Origin of the sequence: Nocardiopsis synnemataformans (genome assembly GCF_965343085.1) — a bacterium.
Taxonomy (GTDB): domain Bacteria; phylum Actinomycetota; class Actinomycetes; order Streptosporangiales; family Streptosporangiaceae; genus Nocardiopsis; species Nocardiopsis alborubida.
The window spans coordinates 64,149-83,884 of the sequence record NZ_CBDRFA010000012.1 but is presented as its reverse complement, the minus strand read 5'-3'; the positions used below and the strand labels follow the sequence as shown (position 1 = coordinate 83,884).

22 protein-coding genes are annotated in these 19,736 nt (G+C 72.1%); 15 read left to right on the top strand and 7 right to left on the bottom strand.

The window, feature by feature from the left end:
* The first annotated feature begins 162 nt into the window (after positions 1–162).
* Together ACSIH6_RS09450 and ACSIH6_RS09445 are read left to right on the top strand one after the other, a co-directional pair.
* A complete protein-coding gene (locus ACSIH6_RS09450; RefSeq protein WP_013155353.1) occupies positions 163–261 on the top strand; it encodes a 30S ribosomal protein bS22 in 99 nt (32 codons plus the stop codon).
* A 224-nt stretch (positions 262–485) separates the two neighbouring features.
* The gene (locus ACSIH6_RS09445) at positions 486–1,424 is read left to right on the top strand and encodes an NAD-dependent epimerase/dehydratase family protein (RefSeq protein WP_435107853.1); all 939 of its coding nucleotides are present in this window, start codon (positions 486–488) and stop codon (positions 1,422–1,424) included.
* A gap of 348 nt (positions 1,425–1,772) precedes the next feature.
* On the opposite strand, the gene ACSIH6_RS09440 is transcribed toward ACSIH6_RS09445, so the two are convergent.
* A complete protein-coding gene (locus ACSIH6_RS09440) occupies positions 1,773–2,561 on the bottom strand; it encodes an HAD family hydrolase (protein ID WP_150254023.1) in 789 nt (262 codons plus the stop codon).
* Positions 2,562–2,808: 247 nt separating this feature from the next.
* Between ACSIH6_RS09440 and ACSIH6_RS09435 the strand changes: the two genes are divergently transcribed.
* From ACSIH6_RS09435 to ACSIH6_RS09410, 6 genes are all read left to right on the top strand, one after another.
* Positions 2,809–3,960 (top strand): putative quinol monooxygenase, encoded by a 1,152-nt coding sequence (locus tag ACSIH6_RS09435; RefSeq protein WP_435107852.1) that lies wholly within the window; start codon positions 2,809–2,811, stop codon positions 3,958–3,960.
* Positions 3,961–4,210: 250 nt separating this feature from the next.
* On the top strand, positions 4,211–4,909 hold the full coding sequence (locus ACSIH6_RS09430) for an LmeA family phospholipid-binding protein (protein WP_435107851.1): 699 nt from the start codon (positions 4,211–4,213) through the stop codon (positions 4,907–4,909).
* A 208-nt stretch (positions 4,910–5,117) separates the two neighbouring features.
* The gene (locus ACSIH6_RS09425; protein ID WP_435107850.1) at positions 5,118–5,456 is read left to right on the top strand and encodes a TlpA family protein disulfide reductase; all 339 of its coding nucleotides are present in this window, start codon (positions 5,118–5,120) and stop codon (positions 5,454–5,456) included.
* A gap of 98 nt (positions 5,457–5,554) precedes the next feature.
* The gene (locus tag ACSIH6_RS09420) at positions 5,555–5,641 is read left to right on the top strand and encodes a putative leader peptide (protein ID WP_352983320.1); all 87 of its coding nucleotides are present in this window, start codon (positions 5,555–5,557) and stop codon (positions 5,639–5,641) included.
* Positions 5,642–6,075: 434 nt separating this feature from the next.
* Positions 6,076–6,921 carry a sulfurtransferase gene (locus tag ACSIH6_RS09415; protein ID WP_435107849.1) on the top strand — a complete coding sequence of 282 codons (846 nt, stop codon included), beginning with the start codon at positions 6,076–6,078 and terminating at the stop codon, positions 6,919–6,921.
* Entirely contained in the window at positions 6,918–7,223 is a 306-nt protein-coding gene (locus ACSIH6_RS09410; protein ID WP_130395465.1) for a DUF1416 domain-containing protein, read from the top strand. Before ACSIH6_RS09415 ends, ACSIH6_RS09410 begins: the two co-directional genes overlap by 4 nt.
* Before the next feature lie 170 nt (positions 7,224–7,393).
* Here ACSIH6_RS09410 and ACSIH6_RS09405 read toward each other — a convergent pair whose 3' ends face one another.
* Positions 7,394–7,744 (bottom strand): hypothetical protein, encoded by a 351-nt coding sequence (locus tag ACSIH6_RS09405; protein ID WP_435107848.1) that lies wholly within the window; start codon positions 7,742–7,744, stop codon positions 7,394–7,396.
* Between the two features lie 592 nt (positions 7,745–8,336).
* On the opposite strand from ACSIH6_RS09405, the gene ACSIH6_RS09400 reads away from it, so the two are divergent.
* The 4 genes from ACSIH6_RS09400 (at position 8,337) to ACSIH6_RS09385 (ending at position 13,570) form a co-directional block, all read left to right on the top strand.
* Positions 8,337–10,484: a hypothetical protein gene (locus tag ACSIH6_RS09400; RefSeq protein WP_435107847.1), complete on the top strand. Its 2,148-nt coding sequence runs from the start codon at positions 8,337–8,339 to the stop codon at positions 10,482–10,484.
* A gap of 91 nt (positions 10,485–10,575) precedes the next feature.
* Entirely contained in the window at positions 10,576–11,832 is a 1,257-nt protein-coding gene (locus ACSIH6_RS09395; protein WP_435107846.1) for a MurT ligase domain-containing protein, read from the top strand.
* 11 nt (positions 11,833–11,843) lie between these two features.
* Positions 11,844–12,554 carry a type 1 glutamine amidotransferase gene (locus tag ACSIH6_RS09390; RefSeq protein WP_435107845.1) on the top strand — a complete coding sequence of 237 codons (711 nt, stop codon included), beginning with the start codon at positions 11,844–11,846 and terminating at the stop codon, positions 12,552–12,554.
* A gap of 95 nt (positions 12,555–12,649) precedes the next feature.
* On the top strand, positions 12,650–13,570 hold the full coding sequence (locus tag ACSIH6_RS09385; RefSeq protein WP_435107844.1) for an NADP-dependent oxidoreductase: 921 nt from the start codon (positions 12,650–12,652) through the stop codon (positions 13,568–13,570).
* Positions 13,571–13,622: 52 nt separating this feature from the next.
* On the opposite strand, the gene ACSIH6_RS09380 is transcribed toward ACSIH6_RS09385, so the two are convergent.
* Together ACSIH6_RS09380 and ACSIH6_RS09375 are read right to left on the bottom strand one after the other, a co-directional pair.
* Positions 13,623–14,030: a helix-turn-helix domain-containing protein gene (locus tag ACSIH6_RS09380; RefSeq protein WP_435107843.1), complete on the bottom strand. Its 408-nt coding sequence runs from the start codon at positions 14,028–14,030 to the stop codon at positions 13,623–13,625.
* Positions 14,027–14,338: a type II toxin-antitoxin system RelE/ParE family toxin gene (locus tag ACSIH6_RS09375; protein WP_435107842.1), complete on the bottom strand. Its 312-nt coding sequence runs from the start codon at positions 14,336–14,338 to the stop codon at positions 14,027–14,029. Before ACSIH6_RS09375 ends, ACSIH6_RS09380 begins: the two co-directional genes overlap by 4 nt.
* Positions 14,339–14,520: 182 nt before the next feature.
* On the opposite strand from ACSIH6_RS09375, the gene ACSIH6_RS09370 reads away from it, so the two are divergent.
* The gene (locus tag ACSIH6_RS09370) at positions 14,521–15,255 is read left to right on the top strand and encodes a DUF4352 domain-containing protein (RefSeq protein ID WP_435107841.1); all 735 of its coding nucleotides are present in this window, start codon (positions 14,521–14,523) and stop codon (positions 15,253–15,255) included.
* Here ACSIH6_RS09370 and ygfZ read toward each other — a convergent pair.
* Together ygfZ and ACSIH6_RS09360 are read right to left on the bottom strand one after the other, a co-directional pair.
* Entirely contained in the window at positions 15,252–16,274 is a 1,023-nt protein-coding gene (ygfZ, locus tag ACSIH6_RS09365) for a CAF17-like 4Fe-4S cluster assembly/insertion protein YgfZ (RefSeq protein WP_435107840.1), read from the bottom strand. The two genes, ACSIH6_RS09370 and ygfZ, sit on opposite strands and share 4 nt — an antisense overlap.
* 535 nt (positions 16,275–16,809) lie before the next feature.
* Positions 16,810–17,346, bottom strand: coding sequence for a nitrobindin family protein (locus tag ACSIH6_RS09360; RefSeq protein ID WP_435107839.1), 537 nt, complete (start codon positions 17,344–17,346; stop codon positions 16,810–16,812).
* A 209-nt stretch (positions 17,347–17,555) separates the two neighbouring features.
* Here ACSIH6_RS09360 and ACSIH6_RS09355 point away from each other — a divergent pair, with 209 nt between their 5' ends.
* Both ACSIH6_RS09355 and ACSIH6_RS09350 read left to right on the top strand, forming a co-directional pair.
* The gene (locus tag ACSIH6_RS09355) at positions 17,556–18,329 is read left to right on the top strand and encodes a GIDE domain-containing protein (RefSeq protein ID WP_435107838.1); all 774 of its coding nucleotides are present in this window, start codon (positions 17,556–17,558) and stop codon (positions 18,327–18,329) included.
* A 14-nt stretch (positions 18,330–18,343) separates the two neighbouring features.
* Complete coding sequence (locus ACSIH6_RS09350) at positions 18,344–18,706, top strand: DsrE family protein (RefSeq protein ID WP_435107837.1); 363 nt, start codon at positions 18,344–18,346, stop codon at positions 18,704–18,706.
* A 216-nt stretch (positions 18,707–18,922) separates the two neighbouring features.
* Here ACSIH6_RS09350 and ACSIH6_RS09345 read toward each other — a convergent pair whose 3' ends face one another.
* Complete coding sequence (locus ACSIH6_RS09345; RefSeq protein WP_435107836.1) at positions 18,923–19,669, bottom strand: phosphoglyceromutase; 747 nt, start codon at positions 19,667–19,669, stop codon at positions 18,923–18,925.
* Positions 19,670–19,736: the final 67 nt, after the last annotated feature.

Genomic DNA, 19,736 nt, shown 5'->3' with positions numbered 1-19,736 from the left:
GCGCCGGACCCGGGGGACACCACCCCGGTCGCGCCGGCCGCTCCGGGCCCCGGGCACGCCGGTGTCCGAACGGCTCCGGTGACCGCATCCGAACCCCTTGCCGGTTTCCACCGCCCAGCGGTGCGGCATGTCCGTAATCTCCGTCAGCGAGAAGGTGATCCCATGGGTTCCGTCATCAAGAAGCGCCGCAAGCGGATGGCGAAGAAGAAGCACCGCAAGCTGCTCAAGCGCACGCGTGTCGCGCGTCGCAACAAGAAGTAGGACCGGTAGCGGCGAACGTCGTCTCTCCGCGGGCGCGGGCGCGCTCCAGGCACGCCCGGACGCGGAGACACCGCCGTCCTTGCTCGGCCTTTGCCGCGGCAATGGAATTTTCTGGGTGAGGCGCTGTTGTGTCTCACGGGTCGCGGTCGCCGGTTCACCCTCGAGGTGAACGGTCCGCGGGCCTGCTGGAACAGCTCCCGTCTCCTCCCAAGGAACGTGTCGCCATGGTTCGTGTCGTACTCGTCACCGGGGTTTCCACACCCCTGGCCGCCAGGGTCGCGCAGACCCTGAGCGAGGAGCCCGGTGTCCACCGGGTGATCGGTGCGGACTCCTCGCCGCCGCCCGCGGACGCGCCGGGGGTCGAGTACGCCCATGTCGACCTGCACGACGGAAGCCTGGACAGGATCGTCGCCGACTCCGGCGCCGAGCTCGTCCTGCACCTGGGCCTGGACACCGTGGGCCGTCCCAACCGCGAGGACAACGTCCTGGGCACCATGCGGGTGCTCGGCGCGGCCCAGCGCTCCACCACCGTCCGGCGCCTGGTGGTGCGGTCCAGCGCCACCCTGGGCGCCGACGACGCGGCCGAGGTCGAGCGGCACACCCGCGGCCTCCAGCGCCGCCGCCCCGACCTGTCGGTGGCCGTCCTGCGGTTCGCCAACCTCATCGGTCCCTCCGTGAGCACTCCGCTCACGCGTTACCTGGACTCGCGGTTCGTGCCCACCGTGCTCGGCAGTGACCCCGACGTGCAGTTCCTGCACGAGGACGACGGCGCCGAGGCGCTGGTGCGCATGGCGCTCAGCGACGGCACCGGGTTCTTCGACGTGGCGGGCGAGGACTCGGTCCGCCTCTCGCACTGCCTGCGCCGCGTCGGCGGCCAGCGGCTCCCCGTCCCGGCGCGCGGCCTGCGGGTACTGCGCGGCCTGGCCAGGCACGGTCGGATCGACTACGCGAGCTCCAGCACCGCTCGCGCCGTGAGCGCGGGCCTGAACACCTCCGGCATGCACACCGACTCCCTGGAGCGGGTGCTGGACTGGTCGCCCGCCTACAGCTCGGTGGAGGCCTTCGAGACCTACGCGGGCAGCCGCCGTGGTACGTCCTCGCGCGGAGGCGGTCTTCGGCCCATCCACGTGCTCGCCCTCGCCAGGGCCACGCTGGGGCGCTGAGGGTCCTCCGGACGGCCCCTTGTGCGGCCGACGGCACGAAACGCCCGGAAAGCGCGTCTGAGGGCGTTGTGGACAGCATGAAGTGTTTCGGGCCCCTGGGCCCCCTTGATCCATTCCACCAGGCGGCCGCCCGTCAGCGCCACGCCCCCGTGTGACCTGTGGACAACCCCGGCCTCGCCCGCCGTCGTGTGGCGGTCCTTCCGGTGGCCGGTCCCCGCCCGTACGGGGCCGCCCGCCTCCGGGCTTCGGGCCGACCGGCCCAGCCCGGCCGGTCCCGGTCCCTGGTTCTTCCGGTCCCCCGCCCGTCCCAGGCCGCTCATGCCCGGCGTCCAGCTCTTCCCGCCCGGCTCAGCCGGTCCGTCTCTGTCTGACCGCGTGCAGCGCCACGGCACCGGCGACGGCGCCCACGGCTGCCGGGACGGCCACGCGCAGCGCGTTCCGGTGCCGCCGGAAGTCGTGCACCGGCCACCCGTGCGTGCGGGCGTACCTGCGCAGGTCGGTGTCCGGGTTGACCGCGTGCGGGCGCCCCACCAGGGATAGCAGCGGCAGGTCGTTGGAGGAGTCGCTGTAGGCGGAGCAGGACGCCAGGTCCCACCCCTCCCTGTGGGCGAGGGCGCGCACCGCCACGGCCTTGGCCGGACCGTGCAGCAGGTCCCCGTTCAACCGCCCCGTGTACACCCCGTCGACGCACTCGGCCTCGGTGCCCAGCGCGCCGGTCAGCCCCAGCCGCCGCCGGATGATCTGGGCCAGTTCCACCGGCGTCGCGGTCACCAGCCACACCGGCCGCCCCGCGTCCAGGTGCCCCTGGACGAGCGCCCGGGTGCCCTCCCAGATCCGGTCGGCCATGGTGTCGTCGTAGATCTCCTCGCAGAGCGCGACCAGGTCGTTCACGTCGTGCCCGGCCACGAACGCCAGCGCGGCCTCACGCGCGGCGTTGATGTGCTCGGGCTGCTCGCTGCCGGTCACCCGGAACACCGTCTGCCCCCACGCGAACCGCATCAGGTCGCGGGTGGTGAACAGGTCCCGGGAGGCCAGGCCCCGTGCGAAGTGGTAGATCGACGCACCCCGCATCAGGGTGTTGTCCACGTCGAAGAAGGCGGCCCCGCGCGCGTTCGGGGACACGGCGTCGTGTGACACGGTTCTCTCCTGGCTTGGGTGGGGAAACGGCCCTTCCGGTGTCGGGGCGGCGCTCCCCGCGTAGTGCGAGCCTACGGCCACCCGCGGGCAGGGTGGGGCCCCTGGGATGCGACGGCAAACCTGGTGATGAAGGTCACAGTGTAAATCCCCGTTGTGGCCTCCACTCTGCGGGATCGTCGCCCACACTGGCCCCCCAAATCTGCACCGAGTGCACATCCACCCGCTAACGTGCAGCATCATTGTCGGGATGGTGACGGTAGGACTGGCATTCATAAGCGCGTTGGTGGGCTGGAGCGCCACCGCCGCGCTCGCCGCGTACGCCCAGCGCCGTCCCAGTGTGGCCACGGTCGGATGGCTCGTCGCCGCACTGGGCACGACGGTCGGCCTCAGCGCGGCCGTGATCGGCGCGATGTTCGACTTCGGCGGGCTCACCTTCCGGCTGCTACATATCGGCATCAGCCTCCTGGGCCCGCTCTACATGGCCTGGGGCGCACTGGAGTACGGCGTCCGCTCGCCCCGCGGCCGGTTCACCTCGCGGCTGTTCCTCAGCGCGTTCACCATCGTCCCCCTGGTGGTGCTGTCCGTCGACCGGGTGAGCACCCGTTTCGACGCCTCCTACCCCGCCATGGGCGACCACTACGACCTCATCCCGCGCTCGCTCGTCAACATCGCGCAGGTCCTCGTCGCGGTTCTCCTCGTCACGGCGCTCGTCGCGGTCGCCAGGCGCGCCTCCGACCACCGACGCACCGACCTGTCGGTGCTGGGGCTGGTCAGCCTGGCCGCGCTGCTCTCCGTCGTGGTCGGCCGCTTCGGCCTCGGCTTCGGGGGGCCGCTGCTGATGCTCGGCGCCGTCGCCGCGCTGTGGGGGGCCGTCGCCATGGCCGCGCGCCCGCGCCGCGACCCCTACGACGACGATGACGACTACTACTACGACGACTACGACGACGACGGGGGCGCGGACCCCGACGACGAACTCCCGGAGGAGCCCGTGCGCCGCAAGCGTCGCCAAGCCGACCCCTACGACGACTACTACGACGGCCCGCCGGTCCGCCAGGCGCCGCCCAGCAAGCTCCGCGGCGTCATCACCATCTACACGCTCGCCGACCGCCAGGGCCCGGGCTTCGACCGCATCGCCGACGCCCTCGTCGCCCAGGTCTCCCACAGCGAGCCGGACACCCTGCTGTTCGCCTGCCACACGGTGCCCAGCGCGCCGCTCCAGCGCATCGTCTACGCGATGTACCGCGACGAACTGGCGCAGGAGGAGCACGAGCAGCAGCCGCACGTCCTGGAGTTCGCCCGTCTCAGCCCCCAGCACGTGGTCGCCACCAACGTGATTGAACTCTCCCTCGCGGGCGCGGCGGCCAGCGACGGACTCGCAGCCATGCTGATGCCCCACTGAGCAGGGCCTGTGAGGCCCGCCGACGGGGCTGTCGAGCCCCGTTCCGCCCCGCGGGATGTCTCGAACCGGTTTATTTGTCCAAGTGGGACAAACCGGTGGAAGGCCCCGGGCGTCCAACCTGTGGTGAAGTAACCTTCCGACAGGTTTCCATGACCGGCGCCCGTCGGGCGCCGATGGCGTGTGACCACGACCGGCGGGATGACCCAGCCGAGAGCGCGCCGGAACGAAAGAAAGTGTGCTGGGATCTCCGATGCGTAAGTTTCTCGTCGTTCTCCTGATCCTCCTGGCGGTCGCCGTGGTTGCGGCCGACATCGGGGCACGCGGCTTCGCGCAGAACATGGTCGCGAGCCAGCTGGCCCAGCGGCTCCAGATGGCCGAGGAACCGGAGGTGTCCATCGAGGGCTGGGCCTTCCTGCCGCAGGCCCTCGGCGGCACCTACTCCGAGGTCAACATCACCGCGGCCTCGGCCACCATGGACAGCATCACCGTCGAGCAGATCGACGTCACCGCCACCGAGGTCGACGCGCCCCCCGCCGACCTGCTCAACCAGCCGACCGTGGTGGCGGGGCAGCTGGACGGCTCCTTCATCGTCCCCTACTCCTTCTTCAACACCTACCTCCCCGAGGGCATCACCATCACGACCGAGGGCGGCGAGCCCCGCATCACCGGTGAGCTGGCGTTCCCCGAGTTCGGCATCAGCACCTCCGTCAACGCGGGCGGGGAGTTCACCGTCGAGGGCGACACCGTGACCGTCACCCCCGTCGACGTCCAGGTGGGCGACGCCCCCGTCGACCTCAGCGGCATGGCCGCGACCATGCTCACCTTCAGCGCCCAGGCCCCGCAGCTGCCGTTCGGCCTGACCGTCACCGAGATGGAGACCACCTCCAGCGGCCTGCGGGTCACCGGTACCGGCTCGGACGTTCCGCTGATGGGCGCCGACGCGGTCTGACACCCACCCCGGCCGTCCCGCGGCGGTGCCGTCCCGGTCTGTGCCGGACGGTACGGCCGCGGGGGCCGGGAACGTCCGCGAGCCACCGGGCGCGGTCCGCGCTGACGCGCCTCGGGGCGCGCGGACCGCGTCGATCGATGGCGGTCGGCGCACCGGGAGCGACAGCCGGGGAACCGGAGAAGAGGCCACGCAGAGGAGGGGAAGCGCCATGGCGAGACAGGACGCGGACGCGGCGGGTGACGTGCTCACCGCTGAGGAGGTCGGCGCCCCGCTGGGGGAACGGGCCACCCTCGTGCAGTTCTCCACCGCCTTCTGTCAGCCCTGCCGGGCCACCCGGCGCGTCCTCGACGAGGTCGCGGCCATGGTCGACGGCGTCGCGCACGTGGAGGTGGACGCCGAGTCCCGCCTCGACCTCGTCCGGCGCCTGGACGTCACGGCCACCCCCACCGTCCTGGTCCTGGACGCCTCCGGCCGCGTGGCGCGCCGGGCGGCGGGCCAGCCACGCAAGGCGGACGTGATCGCCGCGCTCGGCGCGGCGGTCTCCTGAACCGCCTCCCCGCGGGGACGCCCCACCGGCGCGGACAACTTCTTTGTGATCCAGCCCACCAGTGACAAACGCGTAACGGGGCCTGTAGCGTCTTCGGTGTGACCTCCTTGACGAGCGCGTATCTGACGAAGCGACGGGCAGTGGACTTCTGCCGCGTCGCCGCCGCGCTCTGTCTGTGTCCCTAGGGCGGACGGGCCAGGAGCCCACGCCCCCTCCGTGCGACTGGTTCTCGTTTTCCGTGTACGCATCTGGGGACAGCACACATGCGGGTCGACCCTCACGGGCAGCGCCTCGCGCCCGCCCTGACCACTTCCGTACCAGCCGGAGCCCCGGCAGCCGTTGACCTGCGCGTCCTCGGCCGCCGTTCTCCGTCCTGCGCCGGCACGGTGGTCCGGACGGTCCGACACCCGCTCCGCAGCCCGCTGTCCGCTGTCCCCGTACGCCCGGGATCCGGCGTGCCCCGACCCCTCGGAGCACGTCCGGCGACCCCGGCCCGCGCCGGAACCGGGAACCCCGCACCGCCCCGCAGACTTTCGACATCCCCCGCTCCCGGGACGGCAGCCCCCGGGAGCACCGACCGGCACACACGACACCGCACAAGAAACACAGGAGGTTCCCCATGAGCCGCTCCGACGTCCTCGTGGACGCCGACTGGGTGGAGGCTCACCTGGACGACGCCGACGTGGTCCTGGTCGAGGTCGACGAGGACACGTCCGCCTACGACAAGGGCCACATCCCCGGTGCCGTCAAGATCGACTGGAAGACGGACCTCCAGGACCCGGTCCGCCGCGACTTCGTGGACCGCACCGGTTTCGAGAAGCTGCTGTCCGCCAAGGGCATCGGCAACGACGACCAGGTCATCCTGTACGGCGGCAACAACAACTGGTTCGCCGCCTACGCGTACTGGTACTTCAAGCTCTACGGCCACACCAACGTCCGCCTGCTGGACGGCGGCCGCAAGAAGTGGGAGCTCGACTCCCGCGAGCTCGTCAAGGAGGTCCCCGAGCGGGCCGCCACCCAGTACACCGCCCAGGAGCAGGACGCCTCCATCCGCGCCTTCCGCGACGAGGTCGTGCAGGCCATCGGCGCCAAGGACCTGGTCGACGTGCGCTCGCCCGACGAGTTCACCGGCAAGCTGCTCGCTCCCGCGCACCTGCCGCAGGAGACCTCGCAGCGCCCGGGCCACATCCCGACCGCGCGCAACATCCCGTGGGCCAAGACGGCCAACGAGGACGGCACCTTCAAGACCGCCGACGAGCTGCGCGAGCTCTACACCGGCGCGGGCGTTGACCTGGACAAGGACATCATCGCCTACTGCCGGATCGGCGAGCGCTCCTCGCACACCTGGTTCGCCCTGCACGAGATCCTGGGCCTGGAGAACGTCAAGAACTACGACGGCTCGTGGACCGAGTACGGCTCCCTCGTGGGCGTCCCGGTCGAGCTGGGGGAGGCCGAGGCCAAGTGAGCGACAGCTGCGGAGCGCCGGTCGGCGGGGTCGCCCTCGCCGACGTCGACGCCGGGAACCAGGCGGTCATCCAGGGCACGGTCACTCGTGACGGACAGCCGCTGAGCGGGGCCTACGCCCGCCTGCTGAACGACTCCGACGACTTCGTCGGGGAGGTGGCCACCGGCGAGGAGGGCACGTTCCGCTTCTTCGCTGCCGACGGCTCCTGGAAGGTGCGCGTGCTCGCCTCGAAGGGCTTCACCGGCGAGTACACGGTGCGGGCCGAGGTGGGCAAGGTCATCGACCTCCAGGTGCAGGCCTAGACGGCCGAGCGACCTCAGGCGTACGGGGCGCCGGTGCCGACGGGAGACCGTCCGGCACCGGCGCCCCGCGCCGTCCCGGGCCCCGCGCACTCCTGGTCCCGGCCCCTGCGCAGGGGCGCTGACCCGTCCCGTGCGGTACGGGAGAGGATGCCCGACCCCAGCCCCGGGGTCTACTCCCCACCCCGTTCCGCCAGGGGAAGGTTGAGCTCGATGGCGGTGGCGGTGCGCCGCAGCTTCCGCCAGCGGTGGAGCTGGAGGAGGGCGGTCAGCGCCACGAAGGCGGCGGGAACCCAGAGGAAGCGGTAGGTGAACGTCCCGAGCACGACCTGTCCGCACATGACACAGGCCAGCATCAGGATGTTGAAGACCTGGGACGCCGCCGTCCAGGGGTTCTCCTCCGTCCGGCGGCGGATGCGGGCCCGTCGGCACACGACCGCGGCGAGCTCCGGGTCGTCCACCGCCTCGCCCCGGCGTATGGCACGGTCCGCAGCGCGGCGGATCTCCTGGGGCAGCGACCGCATCCGCGCGGCCTCATCGTCGATGGTGAGGCCGGGCCAGCGGGGGCGACCGTGGCGACGGTTCCATCTGGTCCCCAGATACAGACAGGTACATGCGCAGACCAGGAGGACCAGAACGGCGACGAGCAGGAGTGTGGACAGCAGCGGTTCAGGAATGGGGGGTCACTCCTCGGAAGGGGGCGTCCTCTCTTCTTCTGTTCCCCTTCCCCTGCCCCCTGGGGAGGCGCTGACACGGCGGCCCCTCGCCACCGGCGCCGGGTGCGGGCACGCGCTGCCCGTGCGACCGGTGCGGCTCGGCACCCCTGGGGACAGGGGCGGAACGCGGATCCCCTCCACCTCCGTGGGGTTCGCGACGGGTTTTCCACAGGTCCGGGGCGGGGCTGGAAAGCGGTGCGCGCTGCTGCTTGACTGAGATCGACGGCCACTCCACCCGCGCTCACCGGCACCCTTCGTGCCCGCGACCGGTTCCGGCGGGGCCGTGACAAGCGCGGCGGGCGGGTGACGGCATTTCGCCCACGCTCCGGCCCGGGCCGGAGCCCCGCGTGAACGAGTCCCCGGCCGCCCCCGCGACGGCTGGTCAGGAGGTGTTCGGACGGTGCCCAACCCCCGTTCGGGAGGAGCGTCCCGAGGAGAGGCCGGACGTACCTACGTCGGCTGGCGGCACGCCGTGCTCCTGCCGCCTCCCGGACCGGCCCCGCGGCGGCCGACCCCGGTCGACGCCGAGACCGTCAGTGAGGAGTGGATCGCCGCCCAGCGCGACAGCGAGGCCCAGACCAACCGGCCCCTCTACTTCGCCCTGGCCGGGCTCGCCCTCCTCACCCTGCTGCTGCCGCTGCTGTGGACCCTGCGCATCCTTCCCGGCAGCTTCGCCCTCGGCGGCGTGTTCGCCTGCGCCGCCATCGCCGCGCCCATCGCCTTCGCCCTCGTCCAGAGCCGCCAGGTCGTCGCCGACCGGCTGGAGAGGGCCAGGGAACGCCTGGCCGCCGAACGCGAGGAACGCGACCGGGTCCTGCGCGAACAACAGCACGAGCACGCCCGCAGGTACACCGAGTGGCAGGCGGCCTCCCGGGCCTACGAGGCGCAGCCGCTCTGGTACGGGGTGACCGTCCCCGCGGACAGGAACGCCGTCGTCGTGGTGGGCGGGGACGACGCAGGATGGTCGGCGCTGCTCGCCACCGTCGGCGTCTCCCGGCTGCGCGAGGGCGGCGACCTCACCGTGGTCGACCTCACCGGGCACTCCGTGGCCCGCGAACTCGTCCGACTGGCCCGCCGCTGTGCCGTCGCCCCGCGCCGGTGGGTGCTCCCCGCCGACCTGCCCCGGATGACCCTGGGCACCAACCTGGACGCGGGCCAGCGCGCGCGCATCCTCTCCGCGGTCGCGTCCGCCTCCGGTGGCACCGCGGAGGCCGACGCCGACGAGACGCTCCTGCTCCGCCTGCTGGAGGTCCTGGGACCGCACGCCGGGATCGCCGAACTCATCGGCGGCCTGCGCGCCCTGCTCACCCCTGAGGAGGACGCCGCCGAGGACGACCCCGCGCTCGCCCTGCTCACGCCGGGGCAGCGGACCCGGGTGCGCGAGCGCTGCGCCGGCGGACCGCACATCGGGGCGCGGGCCTGGGAACTGGAGCGCCGCCTCAGCCCCTTCGAGGCCGTCGGTACACGGGCGGACGACAACGACTACGCGCAGGTCAAGATCATCTCCACCGACCGGGCTTCCGGTGAGACCGCCGCGCGCGTCTACGGCACCTACGCCGTGTCCGCGCTCAGCGAGCTGCTGGAGGCGCCCGAACCCAGGAACGCGGACGGCGTGCGCCCCCGCGTGCGCCCGGACCGGACCCGCACCGTCGTGGTCTGCGGCGCCGAGTCCCTCCCCGAGGGGGAGATCGACCAGGTCCTCTCCGCGGCCGCCGACGGAGGGGTTGAGGTCGTCCTGATGTTCCGCACCGCCGCCCCCGCCGCGCTCGCCCGGCTCTCCGACCCCGCCTGCCTGCCGGTGGTGATGCGCCAGGACGGGGGTTCGGCGGAGGCCGTCGGGCGCGCCGTGGCCGCCGTGCCCGGTGTTACCGGGCACGGTCCCGGCGGGCTGTGGGCGCACCGCCTCACCGAGGCGGTCGGCGAGGCCGCGGGCGGCGCGGCCACGGGTGAGCCGGAGGACCCCGACGCCGAGGTGGAGGCCGACGACCGGTTCTTCCCCTCCCCGCACACCGAGTCCGGCGCGGTGATCCGCAACGCCGCGGCGGCGATCGCGCCCCTCGACCTCGTCCGCCATGTGAGATCCGCCACCGCCTGGGGGCGGGCCACCGTCCAGGAGACCGGCACCGCTGGGTCCGCCGCCGAGGACGACGGCACGGCCCCCGGCCGCCCCTGCGGTCTGGACGCCGAGTCGCTGCGCCGGCTCCCCGCCACGGCCGCCGTGGTCCTGACCGCCGACGGTCCCGTGCTGGCCGACACCAACCCGGGTATCCTCACGCTGTCCACAGCCACACTCGCCACGGTGGACGACTCCCGGAACACCGGTAACACACCGGGCGTTGGAGACGGTGGCGCCGCGGCCGGAGCCGCGAGGGGGCGCGGTACCGCAGGCGGCCGCCCCCGCGTCCCGAGCGCGGATCCCGCCGCCCTGACCGACACACCCGACGGCACCGCCGCCGCGGACGGGTCTCCCGCGCCGCCGGGGGCCGTCGACGAAGGGGTGCCGCCCAACCTGGGACCGCCGCCCGAGAGGTTGGACTGGCGGGTCTGACCCCGGGTGGACACTAGGCTTGGCCCGACACACCGCCCGCCGCCTCCCAGGAGCGAACGGCGCGGGCGGTCCAGCACTTACTGGAGAGTAGATGAGCGAGCTTCCCCTGCGCGCCCAACTGGCATCGGTTCTGGGAAGGAGCGCGGCCAGCCTGTCCCGTGCCACCGGACGCGGAGACGGCTCCGTCATCGGCGGCCGGGTGGCGCTCAAGGTCGAACCCGACCTGCTCGCCAAGCTCGCCCGGGGCCGCAGGCTCACCCTGGTCAGCGCCACCAACGGCAAGACCACCACCACCAGGCTCATCTCACACGCCCTGCGCGAGTTCGGCGACGTGGCCACCAACGAGCACGGCGCGAACATGCCCACCGGGCACATCACGGCGCTGTCGGACAACCAGTCCGCCGTCAACGGCGTGTTGGAGGTGGACGAGAAGTACCTCCCGCAGGTGCTGCTCGCCACGCAGCCCGCGTTCGTGGTGCTGATGAACCTCAGCCGTGACCAGATGGACCGCGCCTCCGAGATCAACCTGCTCGCCAAGAAGTGGCGCCTCGCGCTGGGCAAGAGCAACGCCCACGTCATCGCCAACGCCGACGACCCGCTCGTGGCCTGGGCGGGCCTGGGCGCGCCCAACGCCACCTGGGTGTCCGCGGGACAGCGCTGGAAGGAGGACTCCTGGTGCTGCCCCGAGTGCGGCGGCCACCTCAAGCGCGACGTGGACCCGTACTGGGCCTGCCCCGAGTGCGGACTGGCCCGACCCTCGACCACCTGGGCGGTGGACAACGCCTCCGACTCCCTCGTCACCCCGGAGGGACAGAGCATCAAGCTGCGGCTGAACCTGCCCGGTGACGCCAACCGCTCCAACGCCGCGATCGCCGCCGCCACCGCCGCCGGGTACGGCATCCACCCCGAGCGCACCGTGGAGCGGCTGCGCGAGATCACCTCCGTCGCGGGCCGCTACACCTCCGTGGTGACCATGGGCGTCGAGGTGCGGCTGCTGCTCTCCAAGAACCCCGCCGGATGGCTGGAGTCCTTCGCCGTCCTGGACCCGCCCCGCACCCCGGTGATCCTCTCGGTCAACGCGCAGATCCCCGACGGCAAGGACACCTCCTGGCTGTGGGACGTGGACTACACCGTCCTGCGCGGCCGCCGCGTGTTCGTCATGGGCGAGCGCCGCACCGACCTCGCACTGCGCCTGGAGACCGACGGCGTGCGGTTCGAGGTGGCCGACCGGGTCGACGAGGTCCTGGGCCGCATCAAGGCCGACCAGCCCGACATCACCAAGGTCGACCTCATCGCCAACTACACCGCCTTCCAGCAGATCCGCACGGCGTACGGCCGCGTCCAGTAGGGAGACCACCCATGACGAACACCAGCGCCCTGCGGATCGTGTGGATCTACCCCGACCTGCTGAGCACCTACGGGGACCAGGGCAACGTCCTGATCCTCAAGCGCCGCGCCGAACTGCGCGGCATCCCCACCGAGATCGTGCACGTCCACTCCAGCGACTCCGTTCCCGAGCAGGGCGACATCTACCTGCTCGGCGGCGGCGAGGACCGGCCGCAGATCCTGGCCGCCGAACGCCTGCGCGCCGACGGCGGCCTGGCCCGCGCCGCCGCCCGTGGCGCCTGCGTCTTCGCGGTGTGCGCCGGGTACCAGATCATCGGCGAGACCTACGGCGACGACGAGGCCAACCCGCTCCCCGGCGTGGGCATCATCGACATCCGCAGCGGCCGCGGCCAGACACGCGCGGTCGGCGAGATCGTCGCGGACGTGGACCCGGCCCTGGGCGTGGGCCGGATCACCGGCTTCGAGAACCACCAGGGCCGCACGGCCATCGGCCCCTCGGCCCGGCCGCTGTCCACCACGGTGCGCGGTATCGGCAACGACGACCGCACCGAGGGCGCCTACCAGGGTCAGGTGCTGGGCACCTACCTGCACGGCCCGGCCCTGCCGCGCAACCCGCAGCTGGCCGACCTCCTGCTGCGCTGGCGCGTGGGCCAGGTGGCCCCGCTCGCCCCCTCCTGGGGCGAGCGCCTGCACGACGAGCGCCTCGCCGCCGCCATGCGCTGACACCGCGTCCCGAAGGGCCCGACGGGTACGTCCCGTCGGGCCCCTCGTGTCCGCCCGTAGGGAATGAACTCCGGGACGTGACCGCTGTTGTGTGCATGAAGGCAATCGCACTACAGCAGTACGGATCGGCCGACGACCTCGCCCTGGTGGACCTTCCCGATCCGAAGGTCGCCCCGAGCGAGGTCCTCATCCGGGTGCGGGCCGCGGGGGTCAACCCCGTGGACTGGAAGCTCGCGGCGGGCGGCCTGGACGCCCTCATCGAGGCGGACTTCCCGCTCGTCCCCGGCTGGGACGTCGCTGGTGTCGTCGAGGCGGTCGGACCCGACGCGCACGAGTACGAGGTCGGTGACGAGGTCTACGGCTACGCCCGCAAGGACTGGGCCAAGAACGGCACCTACGCCGAGCTGGTGTCGGCCAGCGTGCGCATGCTCGCGCCCAAGCCGGAGTCGCTGAGCTGGCAGGAGACCGCCGGCGTCCCGCTGGCGGGCCTCACCGCCCTCCAGTCCCTCGAACGGGCGGGGGTCAGCTCCGGTGACACGGTGCTCGTCCACGCCGCGGCGGGCGGTGTCGGAGCGTTCGGAGTCCAGATCGCCGTCGCCCGCGGCGCACGCGTCATCGGTACCGCCAGCGAGCGCAACCACGACTTCCTGCGCTCCCTGGGCGCCGAGCCCGTGGTCTACGGGGACGGCCTCGTCGACCGGGTCCGCGCCCTGGCCCCGGAGGGCGTTGACGCGGTGCTCGACTTCGTCGGCGGGGGAGTGGCCCAGGAGTCGCTGCCGCTGGTGGGCGGCCCCGCGCGGATCGTGTCCATCGCCGACCCGAACGTCCAGGAGTTGGGCGGGCACTGGCTGTGGGTGCGCCCGGACTCCGAGGGTCTCGCCGAGCTGGCCCGCCTGGCCGACGCCGGCAGGCTCACCGTGCACGTGGACCGTGAGTTCCCGCTGTCCGAGGCGGCCGAGGCCTGGCGCCTGAGCCAGGCCGGACGCACCCGGGGAAAGATCGTCCTCACCGTCTGATCCACCTCCGACCCACCCGACGGGCTCGGCCGTACGGCCGAGCCCGTCGTTCTCACGCGGCGTCGCGCTCACCCGTGGGGGCGTCGGACTCCTCCGCGGTTCCGGTCGCGGCAGCGGCGTCGTTTCCGGGGATGTCGAGCGTGACGCTCAGCGGTCCCTGGTCGACCCTCAGGTGCAGTTCGCCGCCGATGGCGCTGATGTAGGACCGCAGGAGTTCCAGGCTGTCGATCCGCCCGTGCTCGATCTGGGAGATCCGGGCCTGGCTCACCCCCATGACCTGGGCGACCTCCTTCTGGGTCCTCCCGCTCTCCTTGCGCAGGGAGGAGAGCGCGTAACCCTGACGTTCGGCCTCGATGCGGGCGGTTTCCGCATCGAAGACAGCCTGGGCCTCCTCAGAAGCGAACCAGGGATCGAGCTTTTCGGACTCCGCTTGGATCTCTCGCCAACTACGCGCCTTCATGCCTGCTCATCCTCTCGCTGCCCCAGGTGTTCCAGATAGCGCTGCTCTGCCACCGGGATGTTCTTCTGGTACCACTTGTTCCACTGCCCGGACTTGTCACCGGCCACCAGGAGCACTGCTTGCCGCTCGGGATCGAACACGAAAAGTACGCGGATCTCGCTCCTTCCTGAGGACCCAGGCCGAAGCTCCTTGAGGTTGTGTATCCGACTGCCTTTGATCCTGTCGGCTAGCGGACGTGTCAGATCAGGACCGTGGCTTTCCAACTGGCTGAAGAGCAGCGTCAAACCGCGTCGCGGTGACCGGATCATCAGCCCGGAGCTTGAGGTACCACTCCTCGACGGGCTCCAGCATCAAAATTTCCCACATACAGGAGAAAATAACGATGTTCTTATGTCCAGTGGGGCTGAACGAGGAAAGCGCTGGCTGGGCAGGGTCATCTGGTGGCTCACCAGGCAGAAGGCACCCCGGGACGGAATGAACCGCGCGTGCCGTGCGTCACACCAACATGAGCACCAGCGGCCGTCACCCACCACCGCACGGAGGGCCCGGTTCCGTCGTCCGGGCCCTGGCCGTACCCGTCGCCGTCCTCCTGGCCGGAGCCGGGTGCGTCGCCACCGTGGTCTCGCTGGAGAGCGCCCCGCTCCCCGAGGCCCGGCTGGTCGTGGAGCAGCCGGAACCAGGGCCCGGCAGCGACCAGGAGCCCGCCACACCGGACCCGTCGGCGCCGGACCCGGCCCCACCGGACCCTTCCGCACCTGACCCCACAGCTCCGGACCCCGGACCCGAGCAGGAGGAACCGTCCGCGGGTGAGGCGGAGCCCGACCCGCAGTCGGTACCGCCGGAGTCCTACAACGGGGCCTCCGCCGTCTTCGACACCTTCCTGGTGGAGGTGGAGGCGGCCTACACCGACACCACCGTCACCGACGGGATGGGGGCGTCCGCCGTCGCGCCCCCGGACTCCGAGTTCCACGTCTACCGGCTCGACGTCACCAACCAGGGCTCCGCGCCCGCGGTCTTCGACAGCTACGGGACCATCGGCGTGACCACCAAGGGCCTGGAGTACGCCAACGACGTCGACGCCGAGATCATCGTGGCGTGGGACTACTTCTGGGACGAGATCAACCCCGGGGAGAGCGTCACCACCCACATCCTGTTCCTGGCGCCGACCGGGACCGAGTTCGCCGAGGTCCACATCGGAGGCCGCGGCCTCCTCGAACCCGCCTAACGCGGACGGCGGCGCAGCTCGATCTTGGCGTTGGCGCCCGTGTCGGGGTCCACCACGACCTCCTGCCCGGCGGCGATGCCGTCCACCACCAGGTCGGCGTCGGTGGGAGCCGCGCGCTTGACCACGCCCAGGGCGATCGGCCCCAGCTCGTGGTGGCGGGCCGACGTGCCCACCCGTCCCACGGAGCGCCCGTCCAGTTCGATGGGGGCACCCACCTCCGGCAGGCGCTCGGCGGTGCCGTCCAGGTGCAGCATGATCAGTCGGCGCGGCGGACGGCCCAGGTTGTGCACCCGCGCCACCGTCTCCTGGCCCGGGTAGCAGCCCTTCTCCAGGTGCACCGCGCGGCCCACCCAGTCCACCTCGTGCGGGATGGTGCGCTCGTCGGTGTCCAGACCCGCGCGCACCCGGTGCTCCGCGATCCGGTTCGCCTCGTAGGCCCACATGCCCGCCGGGCGTGCCCCGGCCGCCGTGAGCGCCTCGGCGGCCCCGACGAGCCGTTCGGCGGGTAGGAACAGGTCGGTCTCGCCCTCGGCCGCGCGCACGGGCACGTCACCGAGCGACGCTGCCTCCACGGCCTCGGCACGGCCTGGGCCGAGCACGCTCAGCACCGCGTGGGAACCGCTCAGGTCCTCCACCTCGACACGCAGCATGAACCGCATCGAGCCGAGGAACCCCGCCAGCTCCGCGCCGCCCTCCGGCTCGGTGTGGACCCACGTGGCCTCGCCGTCGTCCACCAGCGACAGGTGGTGCCGCAGGTGCCCCTTGGTGTCCAGGACCAGTGTCTCGGTGGCGGTCCCCGGGGTCAGGCCCCGGGTCAACTGGCTGGTGAGGTCGTTGAGCCAGCCCAGGCGGTCGGGGCCGGTCACCCGCACCACACCCCGGTTGCTCCGGTCGACCCACGCGCTCGAACGTTCGATGGCGCGTCCCTCGTGCGCGGGGTCGCCGTAGTGCGCGGCGACTCCGGAGTCGGGGGACTCGGCGCTCACGGCGCCCGGTGTGCTCAGCAGCGGCGAAGTCATACCGCCGAGCCTAGGACATGTTCCGCGGGCACATACCCTGCTGCGCATCGCCCCAGCAGCACTCTCGCTGCGTTCTCGTCAGTCGACAGCCAACCCCGGGCGGGCCCCCGCTGTGCGACACTGCCGAGCTTGCGAGGCAGGCACAGTAGGGGAACTCCCTCCTCGGCCTTGCGATAGCACCACTGGATGCGCTGCTCGCGACGGGCAGCGCCCACGGAGCACGTCCTGGTCGCCCCGCCAAGGGGTCGGAAACGCCGTCCCCACCTGCGGTTTCGCGCACAGAAAAAACATTTGCCCCACCTCCGGCACGGGACGTAGTGTCGGAGGCACGCAAGAAAGGAGGTGGTCCAAGAGATGGTTGATCTTAGGACTGGCGAGGTGGCCGTCCGCTAGGACGACGCTCGCGTTCGCGCGACGTCGTTCGCAGCGAATCCCAGACGGACACCCGGACCCCGGGCCGCCGGAACTCGTCCGACCGGCCCCGCCCCAGCGGCGGGAACAGCCCGGGGTCTGCCCATGCCCGACCCCGGCTCGACTACTTCGTGTCGACCCTCTTGAGCTGCGCCGACATGTACGAGCGCAGACTGTGGCCGCGCGCGGCCAGGTCCCAGGCGTATCCCAGCGTCTCCCGGTTGTCGCCGAACAGGCCGTACAGCCGGTGCGAGGCGGTCGCGTCGATCCCGGTCTCGGTGTGCACCACCGCGTCGGTGGACATCTCCACCCGGTTCGCGAACACGTTGCCCAGGTACACCTCGTTGAAGCCCTCGGGGTGCGCGATCAGCACCTCCAGGTGCACGACGGGCTCACCCTCCTTGGGCTCCGCGCCCGTCTCGGGCCGCACACGCCAGTACCCCGACTCCTCGGTGACCAGCTCACCGCGGGTGCCCTCCGGAGTCATCCGCCAGGCCCTGCTCGTGAAGGTCAGGTAGGGCAGGCCCGCGTTGTGCGCGAACTCGATCTCCTGGCCGAACTGGAACTCCTCCACGTCGGCGTAGCCGGCGACGCCCACGCCCTCCCAACGGCCGAGCAGGAAGGACAGTTTCGCCAGATCGGGGTGTACCTCAGCGTCCATATCCCCAGAGCGTAGCGGCGGCTGGAGGTGGCGGTGACCGCCTACGGCGCACCGTGGCGACCGCCACCCCCCAGCCCCGGTCTGGACATGCCCAATTGGCCCCGCTTTCCCGGAGAACTGGTAAAGATTGTCAGCAGCGCGGTGCGGCCACGGGGCGTGTTCTGCCGACCGCGCCTAGACCTCCGACGCGTTTTCCAAAGGGGCGGCCTGTGTTACTGGTGATCGGTTCGGCGCTGCTCGTGGCCGCGGTGGTCCTCCTTCCCCTGACCGTGATCGCCCTGCGGCGCTGGCTGCGCCAGCGGGGACTGGCCCAGCTGCGCCCGGGTGTGCTGGCGGCCAATGAGGGGCAGCGCGTCACGCTCACCGGTGTCGCCGCTCCCGGTCCCGACGGTCCCATCTCCTCCGGTCTGGCCGGTGCCGAGTGCGTCTGGCACGGCCACGAGGTGCTGCGCCACTACTGGCCGCTCAACCGCGACCCGGCCGGGGGCGCGGTCCGCGAACGGGCCTGCGACTCCATCGCCGACTACGGCTCCGAGGACCTGTTCGGCATCGTCGCCGAGGGCCGCCCCGGCGACGGCAACCGGATCTTCGTCGACCCGGGCGACGCCGAGCCGCGGGGCGCCGAGCTGTGCCTCAAGCGCGTGGTGGGCCGCCCGCAGCCGGGTGTGGCCTCACCCGCGGACGACCTGCTGCCCCGCGTGCGCGGCCGCATCTCGGGCGTCTTCCGGGGCGAGACCATCGAGTTCGAGTACCGCGAGTGGGTGATCCGGCCGGGCGCCCGCATCCGCGTCACGGGCCGGGTCCAGGTGCGTGAGGGGCGCGTGGTCCTGGCCGCCCCCGAGGACGGGGCGCTCAGCATCGAGCACGGTGTGGACGACCAGCCGGTGCGGATCTCCCCGCGCCGCACCGAGGCCCTGGTACTCACCGTCGCCCTCGCGGTCTGCTCGATCGCGGGCGCCGTGCTGACCGCCGCCGCGCTCTGAGTAGGCTGGCGGGCATGTCTCGTTCCTTGGTGATCAAGGTCACCGCCGGGGAGGACGATCCCGAGCGGTGCAACCAGGCGTTCACGGTGGCCGCGGCCGCCCTGGCCAGCGGCGTCGGGGTCTCCCTCTGGCTGACCGGTGAGTCGGCGTGGTTCGCGGTCCCCGGCCGTGCCGAGCGGTTCTCCCTCCCGCACGCCGCCCCCCTCAAGGACCTGCTCGACGCGGTGCTCGCCGCGGGCCGGGTGACGGTGTGCACCCAGTGCGCCGCCCGACGCGACCTGACCGGGGACGACCTGATCGAGGGCGTGCGCATCGCCGGGGCGCCGTCCTTCGTCGAGGAGGCCGTCCAGGACGGCGCGCAGGCCCTCGTCTACTGAGGCGTCCGGCGTCGTCCACAGGCCGCGACCGGCTCTGGCGCGGACCCCGCGCACGGCCCTAGCTTGGTAAAGGGGGAGGCCCGGCCTCCGCCCGTTTCGGCATGCCCCCGCGCTGCCAGGCCCCGGACCCCGGCATTCCCGCCCGACCCCGGACAGCGGTGTGCCCGCACCACCGGCGGTGGCGCGGGCACGGGAGCGGAGGGGACCCTCAGAGTCCTACTTCTTGCCCTGGTTGGCGACGGCCTCGATGGCGGACTTGGCCGCCTCCGGGTCGAGGTAGGTGCCGCCGGGGTTGGTCGGCTTGAACTGGTCGTCCAGGTCGTAGCGCAGCGGGATGCCCGTCGGGATGTTCAGCCCGGCGATGTCGGCGTCGCTGACGCCGTCCAGGTGCTTGACCAGCGCGCGCAGCGAGTTGCCGTGCGCGGCGACCAGCACCGTCTTGCCCGCGGCCAGGTCCGGCACGATCGAGTCGTACCAGTACGGCAGGGCCCGCTCCAGCACGTCCTTGAGGCACTCGGTGCGCGGCAGCAGCTCCGGCGGCAGTTCGCCGTAGCGGGCGTCACCGGCCTGCGAGTAGGTGTCGCCGTCCGCGATGGGCGGCGGCGGGGTGTCGTAGGAGCGGCGCCAGATCATGAACTGCTCTTCGCCGTACTCCTCGCGCGTCTGCGCCTTGTCCTTGCCCTGCAGGGCGCCGTAGTGGCGCTCGTTGAGGCGCCAGGTGCGCTCGACCGGCAGCCAGTGCAGGTCGGCGGCGTCCAGGGCGAGGTTCGCGGTGCGGATCGCGCGCTTGAGCAGGGAGGTGTAGACCACGTCCGGCCGTACGCCGGCCTCCTTGAGCAGCTCGCCGCCCCTGCGGGCCTCCTCCTCACCCGTCGCGGAGAGGTCCACGTCCACCCATCCGGTGAACAGGCCCTTCGCGTTCCAGACGCTCTCACCGTGTCGCAGCAGTACCAGAGTTCCCATGGGGGCAAGCCTAGCCACCCGGGCGCCGCGCTCGGGCGTCCGCCCGCCCGCTTGCGGAGGGCGCGGA

What these genes read in the sequence shown, in the direction of transcription:
- ACSIH6_RS09345 (WP_435107836.1), bottom strand. Translation starts at nt 19,669, where the DNA reads ATGGGAACTCTGGTACTGCTGCGACACGGTGAGAGCGTCTGGAACGCG.
- ACSIH6_RS09360 (WP_435107839.1), bottom strand. Translation starts at nt 17,346, where the DNA reads ATGGACGCTGAGGTACACCCCGATCTGGCGAAACTGTCCTTCCTGCTC.
- ACSIH6_RS09380 (WP_435107843.1), bottom strand. Translation starts at nt 14,030, where the DNA reads ATGAAGGCGCGTAGTTGGCGAGAGATCCAAGCGGAGTCCGAAAAGCTC.
- ACSIH6_RS09385 (WP_435107844.1), top strand. Translation starts at nt 12,650, where the DNA reads ATGAAGGCAATCGCACTACAGCAGTACGGATCGGCCGACGACCTCGCC.
- ACSIH6_RS09375 (WP_435107842.1), bottom strand. Translation starts at nt 14,338, where the DNA reads ATGATCCGGTCACCGCGACGCGGTTTGACGCTGCTCTTCAGCCAGTTG.
- ACSIH6_RS09415 (WP_435107849.1), top strand. Translation starts at nt 6,076, where the DNA reads ATGAGCCGCTCCGACGTCCTCGTGGACGCCGACTGGGTGGAGGCTCAC.
- ACSIH6_RS09395 (WP_435107846.1), top strand. Translation starts at nt 10,576, where the DNA reads ATGAGCGAGCTTCCCCTGCGCGCCCAACTGGCATCGGTTCTGGGAAGG.
- ygfZ (WP_435107840.1), bottom strand. Translation starts at nt 16,274, where the DNA reads ATGACTTCGCCGCTGCTGAGCACACCGGGCGCCGTGAGCGCCGAGTCC.
- ACSIH6_RS09405 (WP_435107848.1), bottom strand. Translation starts at nt 7,744, where the DNA reads ATGCGGTCGCTGCCCCAGGAGATCCGCCGCGCTGCGGACCGTGCCATA.
- ACSIH6_RS09390 (WP_435107845.1), top strand. Translation starts at nt 11,844, where the DNA reads ATGACGAACACCAGCGCCCTGCGGATCGTGTGGATCTACCCCGACCTG.
- ACSIH6_RS09450 (WP_013155353.1), top strand. Translation starts at nt 163, where the DNA reads ATGGGTTCCGTCATCAAGAAGCGCCGCAAGCGGATGGCGAAGAAGAAG.
- ACSIH6_RS09435 (WP_435107852.1), top strand. Translation starts at nt 2,809, where the DNA reads ATGGTGACGGTAGGACTGGCATTCATAAGCGCGTTGGTGGGCTGGAGC.
- ACSIH6_RS09445 (WP_435107853.1), top strand. Translation starts at nt 486, where the DNA reads ATGGTTCGTGTCGTACTCGTCACCGGGGTTTCCACACCCCTGGCCGCC.
- ACSIH6_RS09350 (WP_435107837.1), top strand. Translation starts at nt 18,344, where the DNA reads ATGTCTCGTTCCTTGGTGATCAAGGTCACCGCCGGGGAGGACGATCCC.
- ACSIH6_RS09430 (WP_435107851.1), top strand. Translation starts at nt 4,211, where the DNA reads ATGCGTAAGTTTCTCGTCGTTCTCCTGATCCTCCTGGCGGTCGCCGTG.
- ACSIH6_RS09425 (WP_435107850.1), top strand. Translation starts at nt 5,118, where the DNA reads ATGGCGAGACAGGACGCGGACGCGGCGGGTGACGTGCTCACCGCTGAG.